This is a genomic window from Coleofasciculus sp. E2-BRE-01 (assembly GCF_040221695.1).
Classification (GTDB): Bacteria; Cyanobacteriota; Cyanobacteriia; order Cyanobacteriales; family Coleofasciculaceae; genus Coleofasciculus.
The window spans coordinates 62,285-77,253 of record NZ_JAVKEA010000200.1 but is presented as its reverse complement, the minus strand read 5'-3'; the positions used below and the strand labels follow the sequence as shown (position 1 = coordinate 77,253).

The following is a 14,969-nucleotide window of genomic DNA, read 5'->3' as shown; positions in this document are numbered from 1 at the left end:
GGAGACTGAACATGGAACGTCGTCGCACTTTTTCTGGAGTGAGTTGGGAAGCGAAAACGGGGTATTGCCGCGCTATCCGGGTGGGCAATCATATTTATGTGTCAGGAACGGCACCCATTGCACCCGATGGCGAAGTGTTTGCTCCTGGCGATGCTTATGCTCAAACTCGCTACTGTTTGCAAAAAATTCGCCAAGCCTTGCAAGATTTAGGGGCGGATTGTCAAGATGTCGTCCGAACTCGCCTTTATGTGACTGATATTAGCCGTAGTGCTGAGTACGCTAAAGCGCATTATGAGTTTTTTGCCGAACATCCACCTGCGAATACGATGGTTGGCATTCAGGCGTTAGTTGATCCGCAGATGCTGGTGGAAGTTGAGGTGGACGCGGTTTGCCCAGCTTAGGAAGAATGGTACTGACTTAAGGGTGGTGGGCAATGCCCACCCCAAACCCTATACCCTGTCTCCTTTTTAGCTATCTCGTCACCCCCTAAGTGCCTGTTGCCTTATCCCTACTCATAAAGGGAGTAGTTAACCCGGATTTGGTATTAAATCAGGGATTCCGCACAGGATATGAGAAAATTCAACAAGCAGTCGGATTGTCCGAGCGTAAATTTATGTCCCACGAGTCCTCAGAACAACTCAGTCTCTTTGACCAGTCAGGGCTGACATCTTCTACCCCTAATGACTTCAAACCGGAGTTAATTCCGACAGATGCCAAGGTTCCGATTCCGCCTGGCACTTACGACTCCATGGAGTCTTTGGCGGATCATTGTAATGATTGTCAGCGCTGTGAATTAGCCGCCACTCGCACCCATGCTGTAGTAGGGCGGGGTGATGTTCATGCTCCGATTATGATCATTGGGGAAGCCCCTGGACAAAATGAAGACGAGCAAGGTTTACCGTTTGTCGGTAGAGCCGGACAATTGCTGGAGAAGATTCTCGCCGCCGTCAAACTGGATAGTGAACGGGATGTCTATATCTGTAACGTGAATAAATGCCGCCCTCCTGGTAATCGAGTACCGACTCCTGACGAAGTTGCAGCTTGTAAACCGTATTTATTAGAACAAATTCGCTTAGTTGATCCCAAAATTATTCTGCTCACAGGTGCAACGGCGGTTAAGGGGTTAACGGCTGAAAAGCGCGGCATTACTAAGATTCGTGGCACTTGGATGGAATGGGAGGGGCGACTGTGTATGCCAATCTTCCATCCTGCCTACCTATTGCGAAATCCGTCACGAGAGCAGGGTAAGCCAAAGTGGTTTATGTGGCAAGACATCCAGGCAGTGCGTGCCAAATTAGATGAACTGCAATCCGAAAATGCCGTTTAGGTAACCCCAGTAAACGGTTATACAAAATAGATTTGTTTAATTTTTATTCCATTTTTGTTTTGGGAGAGTCTCGCCTAGAATTTTATGCACTTTAGAAACACGCAAAATAACTCATCAATCCCTGAAGTTAATCTGATTCCTTTAATGGATGTGATGATGTCAGTGCTAACATTTTTTATTATCACATCAATGAGCTATACAGGTCAGCGCTTAGGGGATATTAAGCTACCTGGTTTACCGGGTTCTGGAACCGCTAGTGGTGAGTCAAATACTAGAAACACTCTGGTTATTGGCTTAAATCGCCAAGGCGAAATTTTAGTGGATAATCAAGTGATTACCGTTAACCAGGTGTCTGAAACAATCCAGTCATACCTAGAGCAAAATCAAAATGCTACAGTTGTTTTAAAGGCAGACCGAGACTTACCTTATGAAGATGTACAAAAACTGTTAAAAGAAATGACAATAATTGGGGGCGATCGCGTCTCTCTTGCTATTGAACGTCGTTAAAATAATTTACCTATAAGCTGTCATGCATTTAAATTGGGAATGGGTAGCGAGCAAGATGCTCGCACTACAGGGATTTCGCTATTACTAATATTAAGGTTTAAATGCCAAGCAGCTTAAACAACCTGTAGGGGCGACCTGCCTACCATTGGTGTCAACTTAAGCTCAACCCCTCTCCCATGCCAGCCCTCACCCCCAGCCCCTCTCCCAAGCTTGGGAGAGGGGAGCAAGAGGGGAGATTTAAATCGTTAAACAATGCGTTTTAGAACCCAGCGAACCCAATCATCAATACCGTCCATTCAATTAATCCCTATGCTCAATGTGATCATGGGAGTTCTAGCATTTTTTGTAATGACTTCCATGCTGTTAACTACTCAAGAAGGTGTCAATGTTCAACTTCCTAACACTGAAAATAGTCAAACTCAGCCGCCGGAAAAGCCCACTCCTTTAATCGTACAATTGAAGCCACAAGGACAACTGATCATCGGTAATCAATCGGTCAGCCAAGAGCAATTGTTTGAGCAAATACAAATCTATTTATCCCAAAATCCTCAAGGGGCTGTATTCTTGCAAGCCGATAGTCAATTGCCCTACGAGCAAGTGATTCAGGTATTGGCTCAAATGCGGGATGTGGGAGGCGATCGCGTTTCTTTAGCTATTGATAGTGGCGCTTAACAACAACTCCTCAAACCAAAAACAATCTAAAACTCTAAGCTAATAATGGCTAGTCCTGACTGTGTTGGTATAAGTTGAATAATACCCTGAAAATCATTCTTTTTAACACTGTAATATAGTCCATCATCATCATTTAAAGGAATAACAGTAAACTCTTTCTCTTCAAGTTGACTGACAAACTGAGAAATTAACTGTTCCTTATCTCTTTCATAAACAGTTCCCAAATAATTATATTTTTCCTCAACCCCCTCAGCCAATACTTGTTTAATTTCTGTATTCAGCTCTTTTGTATGCTCACCAGCTACTATAATCTGTTCCAGAATATTTTGCAATTCTCGTTCTTCTGCTTTTTCCGCTGTTAACTCAGGTAAGTCTGCCCGATCAAGTTGTGTTTTTGAGAGGAAAATTATCGTATTTTCCCCCTTTAAAATCAAGTGCAGATATTGAGAAATATCATCTTGAGACACTTGATAAACCTTGAAGTCAGGTTCATCTATACTCGGATTAGCTAGAGTATAATTGCGCTCAGGTAGTTCCTTGCTATAGTATTTAATAACCTGCCCTAAGGGTTGCTGGATATGACGAGCTGATGTATCTGCCTCTCCAGTAAGTTCACCTAACGAACCCATGGCAGCCTCTTCAGGAAACGGAAAATTTGTGAGGAATTTTTTCAGCGGATCTTCCACATTGACATCATTGGTATCAATTCCAGAATCTATGGTCTGATCAGTATTTTTTGTATTTTTTTCTTCAATCGTCTGAGTTTCATCCTTAGAACTAGAGGGTGATGGAGAGGGTGACGATTGAGGATTTTCCAAAATTTCTGGAGTAAATTCAACCGTAGGACTGAGATCAGGAGTCGGTTGGATAGGGTCAGGAAATGAGTTAATCGTAGGTTGACTAGAAAAGGCTGAGACGAAAGGAGTCGGTTGATTTGGCGTTGGACTCGTTTCTCCTGTGGGTTCCTCAGCGGAATTTACTGAAGACTCAGGTGATGTAGAAAGAGAAGGTAACTGTGTCACCTTCACTTGTTCTTCGGGTTCCGACTTTTCCCAGGTAGAAGGTACGGGTAAAATTAGCACAATACCGTGCAACACCACAGAAATCAGCAGCATAGGTCGCCACACCTTCTGTACAGAAGTCGGTAAGTTTTTCAGCAACTCAGGCGATTTCATACAAGCCTAGTTAAAAGCAGCAAGGATTTAATCTCAATTGAGTTTCATTTTGACATATTGGAACTCGGCGGATTTTCAGCCTGCTTAACCCATTTGTCGTATAAATCAGGGCGACGTTCCCGGGTTCTCTGAATCTGTTGGTCTTTGCGCCACTGGTCAATTGCCTGATGATTGCCCGATAATAAAACATCTGGGACGTGCAAACCGCGAAATTCAGCAGGGCGTGTCCACTGCGGGTAATCCAATAATCCGGCTTCAAAACTCTCTGATTTAAGGGATTCCACTTTCCCCACGGTTCCAGGACGTAATCTCACCACCCCATTAATTAGGGCGAGTGCGGGAATTTCACCGCAGGTTAAGACAAAATCCCCTAACGATACCTCTCGCGTCACTAAATGTAAGACTCGTTCATCGACACCTTCATAATGTCCACAGATGATCACAATCTGGTCATAACCCGTCGCCAACTCCACCAACAGAGGCTGGTTCATCGGTTGTCCTTGGGGCGTCATTAAAATCACCTCTCGTCGAGGTAATGTGGGCAACGACTCCACCGCCGCAAAAATTGGTTCGGGTTTCATTAACATCCCCACCCCACCCCCATACGGTTCATCGTCAACCCTTCGGTGTTTATCGGTGGCAAAATCACGAGGGTTGAGTAGGTGCACTTGGGCAATTTGTTTGGTCAATGCCTTACCCAGCAGTCCTGACGCCAGGGGAGAGGTAAAGAAATCCGGAAACAGGGTGACAACATCAAAGCGCACAAGAATTGGGTAGCTGTTAAGACAAAAAGGGTCAATAGTAACTCATAGTATAGGTAATTATTGATATAATTTGCCATGATGATGGGGAAACAGCCGATTTCCTCTGAATGGTTCAGTGTCGTGAGTGAGCCTTCTTTGGCAGCTAAACAAGTGACCATTTCCATCGATTCACCGTATCGAGGCGGATGTAGAGTGCATCTGAATCAAAGCCAAGCGCGATGGTGTTTAGTTGGGGAGAAGCTTGTCAAAGACAGCCGAGACTAGGAGTTGAGCTAGAGTCAAAATCGTAATAAAGTGACAGTTCTAGCCCTAGCGCGACACTAAAGTATTGAACTCACCTTATGCCCGAACTCGACATCGACAGTATGCTGCAGTTAGACTCTCAATTCCAAGCGACGACAATGCCTCAATCGACGAAAACCGCCATCATTGTTATTGGTGGTGCGGAAGATAAAGTTCATGGACGGGAGATCCTGCAAACCTTTTTTCGTCGGTCGGGTGCAGGTGAGGCGCGAATTGCGATTATTCCATCGGCGTCGCGAGAACCCGCGATTATTGGCGATCGCTATCAGCGGATTTTTGAGGATATGGGGGCTAAGGAGATTAAAGTCCTGGATGTGCGCGATCGCGCTCAAGGATCGGATTCCTATTTACAAGAGTATGTGGAAACCTGTACGGGTGTATTCATGACCGGTGGGGATCAACTGCGTTTGTGTGGTTTACTCTCGGATACCCCGTTAATGGAAAAAGTCTGTCAACGGGTGCATTTAGGGGAGATTACCTTAGCGGGAACAAGTGCAGGTGCGGCGGTGATGGGTCATCACATGATTGCTGGCGGCGGGAGTGGTGAATCCCCGAATCGCTCTTTAGTGGATATGGCAACAGGTTTGGGGATTATTCCGGAAGTGATCGTCGATCAGCATTTTCTGAATCGGAATCGCATCGCCCGCTTAATTAGTGCGATCGCCACTCACCCGGATCGCTTGGGGATCGGCATCGATGAAGATACTTGTATCATCTTTGAGCGAGATGGTTGGTTACAGGTGATGGGCAAAGGTACGGTGACGATTATTGATCCCGGAGAACTGTCTCACACCAATCAGGTGGATATTGGCAGCACCGATCCCATTAGTCTACATAACCTCCGAGTCCATATTTTGTGTCATGGCGATCGCTATCATGTCTATAAACGAGCATTAATGCCCATCAATAATGTATGACGGCAAGAGCAGGGATGTAGAGACGTAATATGCTACGTCTCTACGAAGGTCAAAAATCGCCAATCGTTTCCACAAAATGTTCATAGTGAACAGTTTGATGGCTTTGAACAGTCGGAAACTAGATAAGATGTCCCATCCACTCAAAACAGGTGAATCCAATCAGGGCAAGAGTAGACTACTCCCCCGATTACCTGGAGGACTTCTGAGAACTGGCAAAAATGTTGAGACACTGTAAGTCGCGATACTTGAGAAGTCTACGCTTTAATCTGGAGATCCAGGGTAGGAGGATGTCACGTAATGTTAAAGAAATTCCTAAAATAGATTTTGCACAATCGCTAGTTTGTGCTTCAAAAGCCGACATTGTGAACCATCCCCGATTTCATCACTAACTATGAGAATTCTAAAAATCCAGACGTTACGCGGTCCCAATTACTGGAGCATTCGACGCCACAAACTCATTGTCATGCGTCTTGATTTGGAGGAACTCATCGATAAACCCTCCAATGTACTTCTGGGATTCTACGAGGGACTGGTAGAGACGCTACCCAGTCTAGAAGAGCATTTCTGTTCTCCGGGTGTTCGGGGTGGGTTCTTAAGTCGGGTCAAAGAAGGCACGATGATGGGGCATATTATCGAACATGTGGCGCTGGAACTTCAGGAACTGGTGGGAATGCGCGTTGGGTTTGGTCGGACTCGGGAAACTGGGACAGCCGGAATTTATCAAGTTGTTTTCGAGTACATTGACGAGCAGGCGGGTCGCTATGCGGCTAGGGCGGCTGTGCGCTTGTGCCAAAGTATTATCGATACCGGAACCTATCCGCAACGGGAGTTAGATCAAGACTTAAAAGACCTGAGCGAACTCGCTCGCGATGCGGCGTTAGGACCGAGTACAGAAGCCTTGGTCAAAGAAGCCGACGCCCGAGGCATTCCCTGGCTTCCCCTAAGTGCCAGAGCCATGATTCAGCTTGGCTACGGGGTGCATCAGAAGCGAATTCAAGCCACCTTGAGTGATTACTCCGGAATTTTAGGGGTGGAATTAGCCTGTGATAAAGAAGGGACGAAGCAGATTTTGCTTGATGCGGGGGTTCCGGTTCCCCGAGGCACAACGGTGCTTTATCTGGACGAATTAGACAGCGCGATCGAGTATGTAGGCGGTTTTCCGATTGTGATTAAACCCCTGGATGGTAATCATGGGCGGGGGATTACGATTGACATTCGCAACTGGGACGAAGCCGAAAAAGCTTATGATCGCGCTAAAGATATTTCCCGTGCGGTGATTGTCGAGCGCTATTATCCCGGTTTTGACCACCGCGTCTTGGTGATTAATGGCAAAGTTGAAGCCGTCGCCCAGCGGATTCCCGCCCGTGTGATTGGGGATGGTAAGTCCACGGTTGAGGAACTGATTGAACGGACGAACCGCGATCCCAATCGAGGAGAGGGTCATGATAACGTCCTGACGAAAATTATCGTTGATCATACGAGTCTGAGCATCTTAGAACGTCAGGGTTATAGCTTGGATACGGTTCTCAAAGAGGATGAAGTCTGTTATTTACGGGCAACGGCTAATCTGAGTACGGGGGGTATTGCGATAGATCGCACGGACGATATCCACCCGGAAAACGTTTGGTTAGCGGAACGGGTGGCGAAAATTATTGGTCTAGATATTGCCGGCATTGATATTGTTACCCCCGATATTAGCCAACCCCTACGGGACATTGATGGTGTGGTAGTGGAAGTAAATGCTGCGCCAGGATTCCGGATGCATGTCTGTCCCTCGGAAGGTTTACCGCGCAATGTCGCCGCCCCGGTGATGGATATGCTGTTTCCACCGGGACAAGCCAGTCGAATTCCCATCCTGGCGGTGACAGGGACGAATGGGAAAACCACCACCACTCGCTTGCTTGCCCATATCTATAAGCAAACGGGTCATGGGGTTGGGTATACCACCACCGATGGGATCTACATTGGCGATCATCTGGTGGAACAAGGAGACACGACTGGACCCCAAAGCGCTCAAGTGATTCTCAAAGATCCCACGGTTGAGGTGGCGGTATTAGAAACAGCACGAGGTGGAATTCTGCGATCGGGGTTAGCCTTTGATACCTGTGATGTGGGCGTTGTCTTAAATGTCTCGGCGGATCATTTGGGCATTGGTGACATTGATACCCTTGACCAGATGGCGCATCTCAAGAGTGTGGTGGCTGAATCCGTGAGTCCAGCAGGTCATGCCGTCCTCAATGCTGAAGATCCTCTAGTCATGGCGATGGCACAGCGGGTCAAAGGGCATGTGGCGTTTTTCTCCATGAATCCCGACAACGAGGTGGTGAAAGCGCATACCCGACAGGGGGGTTTGGCGGCGGTGTATGAAAATGGCTACCTGTCCTTAATCCGAGGCGAATGGACGCTGCGGATTGAGAAGGCGGAACATGTACCTGTGACCATGCGGGGAATGGCACCGTTTCAAATTGCGAATGCCTTAGCCGCGAGTCTCGCCGCCTTTGCTCAAGGGGTTCCGATTGAGGCAATTCGTCATGCGTTGACCACATTCCGGGCGTCTGTGGCGCAGACACCGGGACGGATGAATTTATTTAACCTAGGTGAGTACCATGCCTTGGTTGATTATGCCCATAATGCTGCCAGTTATGAAGCCGTGGGTGGCTTTGTTCGCAATTGGTCTGGGGAACGGGTTGGTGTTGTCGGTGGACCAGGCGATCGCCGGGATGAGGATTTCATTAATCTGGGACGACTGTCCGCAGAAATTTTTGACCGGATCATTATTAAAGAAGATGCGGATTTACGGGGACGTCCCAGTGGTGACGCGGCGGAGTTGATTCGCAAGGGAATTCTGGAGACGAATCCGGATCGGGAGTATGAAATTATTCTCAATGAAACCGACGCAATTAATACGGCGTTAGACGGCGTGGCGTCCGGGGGTTTGGTGGTGATTTTCCCGGAAAAGGTGAGTGGGACGATTAGCTTGATTGAGGAACGACGCCCTCTGCCAGAAAATGGTTATCAGCCTGTGGGTGAGACTCAAGCGGATTTAAAGCCATCGGTGGCGAATCCTAGGTGATGGGAATTTGAGTTGGTTGGGCAAGGTAGAAGTAGATGCGATCGCGGATTCCCCTTGCCCAAGTTTTGCGATCGCCTCAGCACAGGAATGAACGGCTGAAATTTTTTCGTCGTTGTCAATCCCGCCTTAAATCTCCTCGGTCATCACTGGGATCATTGGGCATTTGCGGTGTTACGGCTGGATTGTCTACGGTTTCCTCAGCATCGCGATCGGCAATATAACCGGGTTTCATGGCTAAATCCTTTGGGTCAACGGTTGGAGTTTGCTCTGGAGCCTTTTCCTGTTCCGGCGATGTGTTATTTGGGTCTGAACTCATTACAGCCTAATCGTTTCAACAGCTTTACCTTAACCCCTTTCATCGGCAAAACTGTACTATCGCAAGGCAGAAATTCTACCTTTTTGCACTAGAAACTATCAACCGGATCAGCGTCTCGCAGTTTCTGCATCGCAATTGCCCCAGAAATTAAACACATTAACGTGGTTAAGCCAAGAACAAATACAGCGCGACTCAGGTTCATCGCAATCGGTAAAAGCGTCGCACTTTTGACTAGGCTATAGAGACCTAAAGAAATAGCAAGACCTGGAATATAACCAAAACTGGCTAAAATCAAAGCTTCTTCAAAAACTACTTTTAATAAATAGTTGTGGGTATAACCGATCGCTTTTAGTGTGGCGTATTCTGAAAGGTGGTCTGAGACATCCGCATAAAGGATTTGGTAGACAATGACTGTGCCAACGGTAAATCCGACGATTGCACCCAGATCGAAAATAAACCCAATGGCTGTACTGGTATTCCAATAGTTTTTTTCAAAGTCAATATACTCTTGCTTGGAGAAAACCTTAACGCCATCAGTTAAACTGCTTTTTAAGTGGTTTAACACACGGTTTTGATTGGCATTAGGTTTTAGTTTGATTAAGCCGATATCAATTAATCCGTCCGAGCGATTGTTAAAGGCTCGTAAGAAGGTGTAGTCACTCATAATTAAGTTGCCGTCGGAACCAAAGGAGGTGCCAAGTTTGAATAACCCGCCGATTTTCAGGCGATGACCCCTAACTTCAGCGATGATGGTTTCTCCCTGATTGAATTCCTGGGCAATAGGTCCAAATTCGGGTCGAGAGGCTTGATCGAATAAGGCAACGTCTTCCCGTTTAATTTGATCAATATTCTGTTGCACTCCAGGCAAATTTAATACCTGATCGGTGGGATTGATACCAATGACAAAGATGAGACGGGCGCGACGAGTTTTTAAGTTTTTCCAGACGGCAAAATCGACATAAACAGAACTGACTGACTCGACGCCAGCATATCCTAAGGCTTTATATAAGTGGCGTTGGGAGAAGCTTTCCATGGCAATGGATGCTGTGGAGAGGGGACTCAGCAGGATAATGTCAGCTTCTAAACTCCGATGCAGGCGCACCGCACTGTCAAAGAGGGCATCCCGCAGTCCAAGTTGCAGAAACATCAGCATCACAGCAAAGCCAATTCCCATGAGTGCGACGAAAAATCGCATCTTTTTATAGGTGAGTTGCAACCAAGGGAGAGGAATTTTCAGAATCATTCTCAATATCTGGAGCGTTGGGGAATGTACGAACGGCTTGATGAATGTAGACTTGTGGCAACATTCTTAGTCCAGCATGGTAGAATATGAAGATTGAGTAAAGCTAAGTATAAAGATTGCGTCAAACTGTTCAGTTAATTTTCCTGATGAATCGCTCACGTCTGACCGTGAAGCCCAAACAGTCAAGCATAGGTTATGATCAGGATTTTTGGCTATATCTTTGAAAAAGTTTATATTTATTGATTCTTATACAAAAAATAGGTTGACTTTTATCAAGTCGTTAGGGTGTAACGTTACATGATGAAACCTTTACACTTAACATGTCTTTACATCCATAAATGTAAAGTAAATGTAACTTTATGAAGATTCTTTAAAGACGATTGCTTTTTCTTGAATCTGTATTTAAATAGACCCTAGAGATTGTCAGCCAAGACGAGAATTATTCTGAATAAGTATTTTTACTCATTAGTTTAAGCGAAAAGGAAAAGTCAAAAAAGGAAAACTCAAATGGCAATTACTTCATGGTCAAGAAAAATTTTTAGCCAAGCGACACCGATAGTTGGAGCAGTAACATTAGGTGCGATCGCGCTGGTGGGAGTTCCGGAGTCGGCGCAGGCAGCAGCTGATTGTAGCTTAGGCAAAGATGGCGTGAATTGGGTTAATGAATGTCCAGAGGGACGTGATTATTTCCCCAATAGCTGGGCTTTCATTGATTTGTGGCTGGATGTACCCTTGTTAGAGGAAATTCTGCAACAAGACATTTTTCCTGAGAATTTCACAGGGCATCGTGTCGGCGATAATGCACTAATGCTTTCTGGTCCAGTTGTGGTTGATCGAGACGAAGGAGAAAATGGGATAATTAAAACTGTACTCAATCATACCTTAACCGGTAGTGATAATTTTTTAGGAGACATCAGCCTTTCAGCATCGGGAACAGGGGAAATTCAAGATCCAGATGGGGATGGCATGGCGGATAGTTTCTTTGATGTTGATTTTTCAATCGATGCGGGAGCTTTGTCTCTCTTCGGCAGTACGACAATAGTTGGCGATCGCAAGCTGAAGGGGGTTTCTCCAGACATGGTAGAAAATGGTGCTGTAAATATGCAATGCCCTCATGCTGAGCTCTTTCCCGATGCAGCAATTACCTATTGTGGTGATGGATTACTCTTTACAGAAGTAGATGGCATTGTTTATCAGGTTGGTCAATTAAATGAAACTCACATCGTTCATCCAGTTCCAGAACCTGCAACAGCGATCGCGTCTATTTTTGGACTAGGGGCAATGCTGGGATTTACCAAGAAGCGGCTACCGAAGCAGGGTAAGTAACTGGTAATAGAAGGAGTTCTCTACCTCTGTATGTATGGTGACTGGAAGTTACCGTGATGTGGGCAAGAGCAACCAACGATAATATAAGCGTTTCAAGGTTTGTAATTCTTGCCCACCCTACATAAAATTGTCGGCTTGAGACGAGTCCAAGATATTAGTTCATTGAGCGGTTCAGACTGACAGATATTAACTTCAAAGACTATATCTACAGGAGTCAGGGATATTGTATGCTGCAAACGTTAACAAAAGCCAGAACCGATAGAGTTCCTTCATTGAACTCTCTTCGCAAGTCTCTCTTGAGTATTTCCCCAGAGGAAGCTACGTTTGCCCGTCGTGGGTTTCAATGTGATGATGCTCAAACCCAGCAACAGTTAGAACGAGTGGGTCATACGTTCTTGCAAGGCTACCATAGCGCGATCGCATACGACGACTCTAACCTTCTTCTCACCCAACTCAACACCGTTTCCCCTGAATGGCGCGGGTTTGCGTTTGAAGGGGCGGCGATGGGTTTGGCGCTATTGGATGGATTGACGCCTTGGAAAGGGAAGCGCGTAGAACGGTTTCTCGGAGAGGCTGGGGCAAATCATACCTACATGGTACATGTCGGTGTGGGTTGGGCGATCGCGCGATTACCTTGGTTGAGGGATGAGTATTTAGCTAAACTTGACCCCTTGCTGAGTTGGCTAGCCATTGACGGGTACGGCTTTCACCAAGGGTATTTTTACGGGCGAGATTTTGTCACAGGGATAGCCATTCCCAAACGACTTTCAGGGTATGCTGGCAATGTATTTGACCAAGGTTTAGGTCGTAGTATTTGGTTTGTCAATGGGGCAGATTTGACTCGCATTCCCCAAACCCTTGAGAATTTCCCCCCGGTGAGACGCGCTGATTTGTGGAGTGGGATTGGTTTGGCTTGTACTTATGCAGGCGGCGTAGACAGTGACGGGATTGCTGCATTAAAGATAGCGGCGGGAGAGTATCAGCCGGAATTAGCTCAAGGCGCTGCGTTTGCGGCAAAAACTCGGTTGCGGGCGAGGAATTTAACTGCCCATACCCAAATGGCTTGTCAGGTTTTATGGGGGATGTCGGCGGAAGCAGCGGCTGAGATTACAGATATTGCACTTCAAGATTTACCAAAAAGTTCTCCAGCCAAGTTGAAAGGAAAGCTAGGGGATATGTTACCCGCGTATGAAATCTGGCGGCGACGCATTCAAGCTCAATTTTAGCTCCTTGTTCGTTCGTAGTGCGTAGGGTGTGTTAGCGAAGCGTAACGCACCATGGGTTCTGGAAGCGCTTTAGCGCTTACTACAAACTTAAGCGAGTTTCAATTTAAAACTGTGGAATAAAACTATGAGAACTTTCAATAAGTTTATTAAACGCCACGCTAAACGATTAGTGGCAATTACGATAATTATCGGATTATTTGGCTTAACTCGCTTACCCGCATTGTCAGCAACTGAGCGGAATGTTTTAGCATCTCATTTTAATTTCACTACTACGCCATTACCAGAATTAACTGGATATCCCCGCAAATATATACGCTCAGTTCATCCCAGTTTAGAACGTCATTCGGGCTGGATTTCGGCAGTGGGTGCAGCAGTGGCGCTGAATGATTTGGATGGGGATGGGTTATCCAATGATAGTTGTTATGTTGATCCGCGTACTGACCAAGCGATTATTGCTCCTGTACCGGGGACATCTCAACGGTATAAACCGTTTGGATTGGAGCCTGCTTTAACTTACGATTCCTCAACAATGGTACCGATGGGGTGTTTGCCAGGGGATTTAAATGAAGATGGGGTGATGGATGTTCTGGTTTATTATTGGGGACGCACGCCGATTGCATTTCTGAGCCAAGGTACCTCGTTACAAGGGGGAAATTATGTTCAACAGGAAATCGTTTCAACGGGTGAACGGTGGTATACGAATGCGGCGACTTTTGCGGATTTAGATGGAGATGGACATCAGGATTTGATTATTGGGAATTATTTCCAGGATGGGGCAGAAATTCTCAATCACAAGGGTACGGGAGTGGAGGCGATGCAGCATTCCATGACTCGCGCTTATAACGGGGGGAAAAATCGGATTTTGCGGTGGGTGGGGGCAAGCGTAGGAACTCAGCCAACGGTGAATTTTGAAGAGGTTGAGGGAGTATTTGATCCGATTATTGCTCATGGCTGGACGTTAGGGGCTGGTGCGGCTGATTTGGATGGGGATATGTTGCCAGAACTCTATTTTGCTAATGATTTTGGTCCGGATCATTTGCTGCATAATCGTTCTCAACCGGGGCAGTTGGCGTTTGCGGTTTTGGATGGGCAGAAGGGGTTGACGACGCCTAATTCTAAGGTGTTGGGGCGTGATGGCTTTAAAGGGATGGGTGTCGATTTTGGTGATGTGAATGGAGATGGCTTGCTAGATATTTATGTGAGTAATATTGCCGCAGAATATGCGTTGGAAGAAAGTCATTTTCTGTTTACAAGTACGGGAAAGACTGATAAGATGAAACGAGGAATTGCCCCCTACGTTGACAGCAGTGAATCCTTGGGTTTATCTCGCAGTGGTTGGGGTTGGGAAACCAAGTTTGGCGATTTTGATAATGATGGGAATTTGGAGGCACTTCAGGCGACAGGTTTTGCTAAAGGTGAGGTGAATCGCTGGCCCGAATTACAGGAGTTGGCGATGGGAAATGACCAATTATTGAGTCGTCCGAGTAGTTGGTTTCAGTTGCAAGCTGGGGATGATTTAAGTGGTCATCAGCATAATCCGTTTTTTGTGCAAGCCGCGAATGGTCGTTATTATGATTTAGCCGCAGATTTGGGACTGGATAAACCCCAGGTGACGCGGGGGATTGCGACGGCTGATGTGGATGGGGATGGAGATTTGGATTTTGCTATTGCCAATCAATGGGATAAGTCTTATTTCTATCGCAATCAGAGTGAAAAGGTAGGCGAGTTTCTGGGGTTGCATTTGGTGCGAGATATTCCAGGAATGACAACGGAAAATTCTCCAGCAATTGGTGCAGCGGCGACGGTTTATTTGCCAGATGGACGAGAATTGGTAGCGCAGGTGGATGGGGGAAATGGTCATTCTGGCGCCCGCAGTCCGGAGTTACATTTTGGGTTGGGTGAAGTGGCTAAGAATACAGTAGTTCCGGTTGAGTTGAAGTGGCGAGATAGTAAGGGTGATGTGCATGAGGAACGGTTGGTTTTATCACCGGGTTGGCATAAGGTTGTGCTAGGTGATTTTGCAGAAATAACGGGTTGATGATTTAGCTACCGGAAGACACCCGGAAAGTGACGCCTAAGGATGAGTTTGCAATGACTCGACATCAGAATGTAAGTCCTGT

Annotated in this window: 15 protein-coding genes; 10 read left to right on the top strand and 5 right to left on the bottom strand. The window is 46.3% G+C overall.

Features of this window, described 5'->3' with window-relative positions; genetic code table 11:
* Window positions 1-11 precede the first annotated feature (11 nt).
* The 4 genes from RIG66_RS25590 (at window position 12) to RIG66_RS25575 (ending at window position 2,506) form a co-directional block, all read left to right on the top strand.
* The gene (locus RIG66_RS25590) at window positions 12-401 is read left to right on the top strand and encodes a RidA family protein (protein WP_446381625.1); all 390 of its coding nucleotides are present in this window, start codon (window positions 12-14) and stop codon (window positions 399-401) included.
* A 212-nt stretch (window positions 402-613) separates the two neighbouring features.
* A complete protein-coding gene (locus tag RIG66_RS25585; RefSeq protein WP_446381867.1) occupies window positions 614-1,327 on the top strand; it encodes a uracil-DNA glycosylase in 714 nt (237 codons plus the stop codon).
* Between the two features lie 84 nt (window positions 1,328-1,411).
* On the top strand, window positions 1,412-1,834 hold the full coding sequence (locus tag RIG66_RS25580) for an ExbD/TolR family protein (RefSeq protein WP_446381623.1): 423 nt from the start codon (window positions 1,412-1,414) through the stop codon (window positions 1,832-1,834).
* Window positions 1,835-2,086: 252 nt separating this feature from the next.
* On the top strand, window positions 2,087-2,506 hold the full coding sequence (locus RIG66_RS25575) for an ExbD/TolR family protein (protein WP_446381621.1): 420 nt from the start codon (window positions 2,087-2,089) through the stop codon (window positions 2,504-2,506).
* 26 nt (window positions 2,507-2,532) lie between these two features.
* Here RIG66_RS25575 and RIG66_RS25570 read toward each other — a convergent pair whose 3' ends face one another.
* Together RIG66_RS25570 and trmD are read right to left on the bottom strand one after the other, a co-directional pair.
* On the bottom strand, window positions 2,533-3,681 hold the full coding sequence (locus tag RIG66_RS25570; protein ID WP_446381619.1) for a hypothetical protein: 1,149 nt from the start codon (window positions 3,679-3,681) through the stop codon (window positions 2,533-2,535).
* A 44-nt stretch (window positions 3,682-3,725) separates the two neighbouring features.
* Window positions 3,726-4,445, bottom strand: a complete 720-nt coding sequence (gene trmD, locus RIG66_RS25565) for a tRNA (guanosine(37)-N1)-methyltransferase TrmD (protein WP_446381617.1) — start codon at window positions 4,443-4,445, stop codon at window positions 3,726-3,728.
* 75 nt (window positions 4,446-4,520) lie between these two features.
* Here trmD and RIG66_RS25560 point away from each other — a divergent pair, with 75 nt between their 5' ends.
* The 3 genes from RIG66_RS25560 to cphA all read left to right on the top strand — a co-directional run bounded on the left by RIG66_RS25560 (window position 4,521) and on the right by cphA (window position 8,738).
* Window positions 4,521-4,709: a hypothetical protein gene (locus tag RIG66_RS25560; RefSeq protein WP_446381615.1), complete on the top strand. Its 189-nt coding sequence runs from the start codon at window positions 4,521-4,523 to the stop codon at window positions 4,707-4,709.
* A gap of 101 nt (window positions 4,710-4,810) precedes the next feature.
* Window positions 4,811-5,665, top strand: a complete 855-nt coding sequence (locus tag RIG66_RS25555; RefSeq protein WP_446381613.1) for a cyanophycinase — start codon at window positions 4,811-4,813, stop codon at window positions 5,663-5,665.
* Window positions 5,666-6,056: 391 nt separating this feature from the next.
* Window positions 6,057-8,738 carry a cyanophycin synthetase gene (gene cphA / locus RIG66_RS25550; protein WP_446381611.1) on the top strand — a complete coding sequence of 894 codons (2,682 nt, stop codon included), beginning with the start codon at window positions 6,057-6,059 and terminating at the stop codon, window positions 8,736-8,738.
* Here the strand turns inward: cphA and RIG66_RS25545 are convergent.
* The 3 genes from RIG66_RS25545 to devC form a co-directional block, all read right to left on the bottom strand.
* A complete protein-coding gene (locus RIG66_RS25545) occupies window positions 8,699-8,857 on the bottom strand; it encodes a hypothetical protein (protein WP_446381609.1) in 159 nt (52 codons plus the stop codon). The two genes, cphA and RIG66_RS25545, sit on opposite strands and share 40 nt — an antisense overlap.
* Complete coding sequence (locus RIG66_RS25540; protein WP_446345940.1) at window positions 8,854-9,054, bottom strand: hypothetical protein; 201 nt, start codon at window positions 9,052-9,054, stop codon at window positions 8,854-8,856. The genes RIG66_RS25545 and RIG66_RS25540 overlap by 4 nt, the downstream gene beginning before the upstream one ends.
* 88 nt (window positions 9,055-9,142) lie before the next feature.
* Entirely contained in the window at window positions 9,143-10,297 is a 1,155-nt protein-coding gene (gene devC / locus RIG66_RS25535; RefSeq protein WP_446381607.1) for an ABC transporter permease DevC, read from the bottom strand.
* A 507-nt stretch (window positions 10,298-10,804) separates the two neighbouring features.
* Here devC and RIG66_RS25530 point away from each other — a divergent pair.
* From RIG66_RS25530 to RIG66_RS25520, 3 genes are all read left to right on the top strand, one after another.
* On the top strand, window positions 10,805-11,623 hold the full coding sequence (locus tag RIG66_RS25530) for a hypothetical protein (protein ID WP_446381605.1): 819 nt from the start codon (window positions 10,805-10,807) through the stop codon (window positions 11,621-11,623).
* 227 nt (window positions 11,624-11,850) lie between these two features.
* Window positions 11,851-12,849, top strand: coding sequence for a DUF1702 family protein (locus RIG66_RS25525; protein WP_446381603.1), 999 nt, complete (start codon window positions 11,851-11,853; stop codon window positions 12,847-12,849).
* A 124-nt stretch (window positions 12,850-12,973) separates the two neighbouring features.
* The gene (locus RIG66_RS25520; RefSeq protein WP_446381601.1) at window positions 12,974-14,887 is read left to right on the top strand and encodes a CRTAC1 family protein; all 1,914 of its coding nucleotides are present in this window, start codon (window positions 12,974-12,976) and stop codon (window positions 14,885-14,887) included.
* The last annotated feature ends 82 nt before the right edge of the window (window positions 14,888-14,969 follow it).

Bases quoted from the DNA above. Each gene is read 5' to 3' on its own strand.
- RIG66_RS25590 (WP_446381625.1), top strand. From the start codon at position 12: ATGGAACGTCGTCGCACTTTTTCTGGAGTGAGTTGGGAAGCGAAAACG.
- RIG66_RS25585 (WP_446381867.1), top strand. From the start codon at position 614: ATGTCCCACGAGTCCTCAGAACAACTCAGTCTCTTTGACCAGTCAGGG.
- RIG66_RS25580 (WP_446381623.1), top strand. From the start codon at position 1,412: ATGCACTTTAGAAACACGCAAAATAACTCATCAATCCCTGAAGTTAAT.
- RIG66_RS25575 (WP_446381621.1), top strand. From the start codon at position 2,087: ATGCGTTTTAGAACCCAGCGAACCCAATCATCAATACCGTCCATTCAA.
- RIG66_RS25570 (WP_446381619.1), bottom strand. From the start codon at position 3,681: ATGAAATCGCCTGAGTTGCTGAAAAACTTACCGACTTCTGTACAGAAG.
- RIG66_RS25560 (WP_446381615.1), top strand. From the start codon at position 4,521: ATGATGATGGGGAAACAGCCGATTTCCTCTGAATGGTTCAGTGTCGTG.
- RIG66_RS25555 (WP_446381613.1), top strand. From the start codon at position 4,811: ATGCTGCAGTTAGACTCTCAATTCCAAGCGACGACAATGCCTCAATCG.
- cphA (WP_446381611.1), top strand. From the start codon at position 6,057: ATGAGAATTCTAAAAATCCAGACGTTACGCGGTCCCAATTACTGGAGC.
- RIG66_RS25540 (WP_446345940.1), bottom strand. From the start codon at position 9,054: ATGAGTTCAGACCCAAATAACACATCGCCGGAACAGGAAAAGGCTCCA.
- devC (WP_446381607.1), bottom strand. From the start codon at position 10,297: ATGATTCTGAAAATTCCTCTCCCTTGGTTGCAACTCACCTATAAAAAG.
- RIG66_RS25530 (WP_446381605.1), top strand. From the start codon at position 10,805: ATGGCAATTACTTCATGGTCAAGAAAAATTTTTAGCCAAGCGACACCG.
- RIG66_RS25525 (WP_446381603.1), top strand. From the start codon at position 11,851: ATGCTGCAAACGTTAACAAAAGCCAGAACCGATAGAGTTCCTTCATTG.
- RIG66_RS25520 (WP_446381601.1), top strand. From the start codon at position 12,974: ATGAGAACTTTCAATAAGTTTATTAAACGCCACGCTAAACGATTAGTG.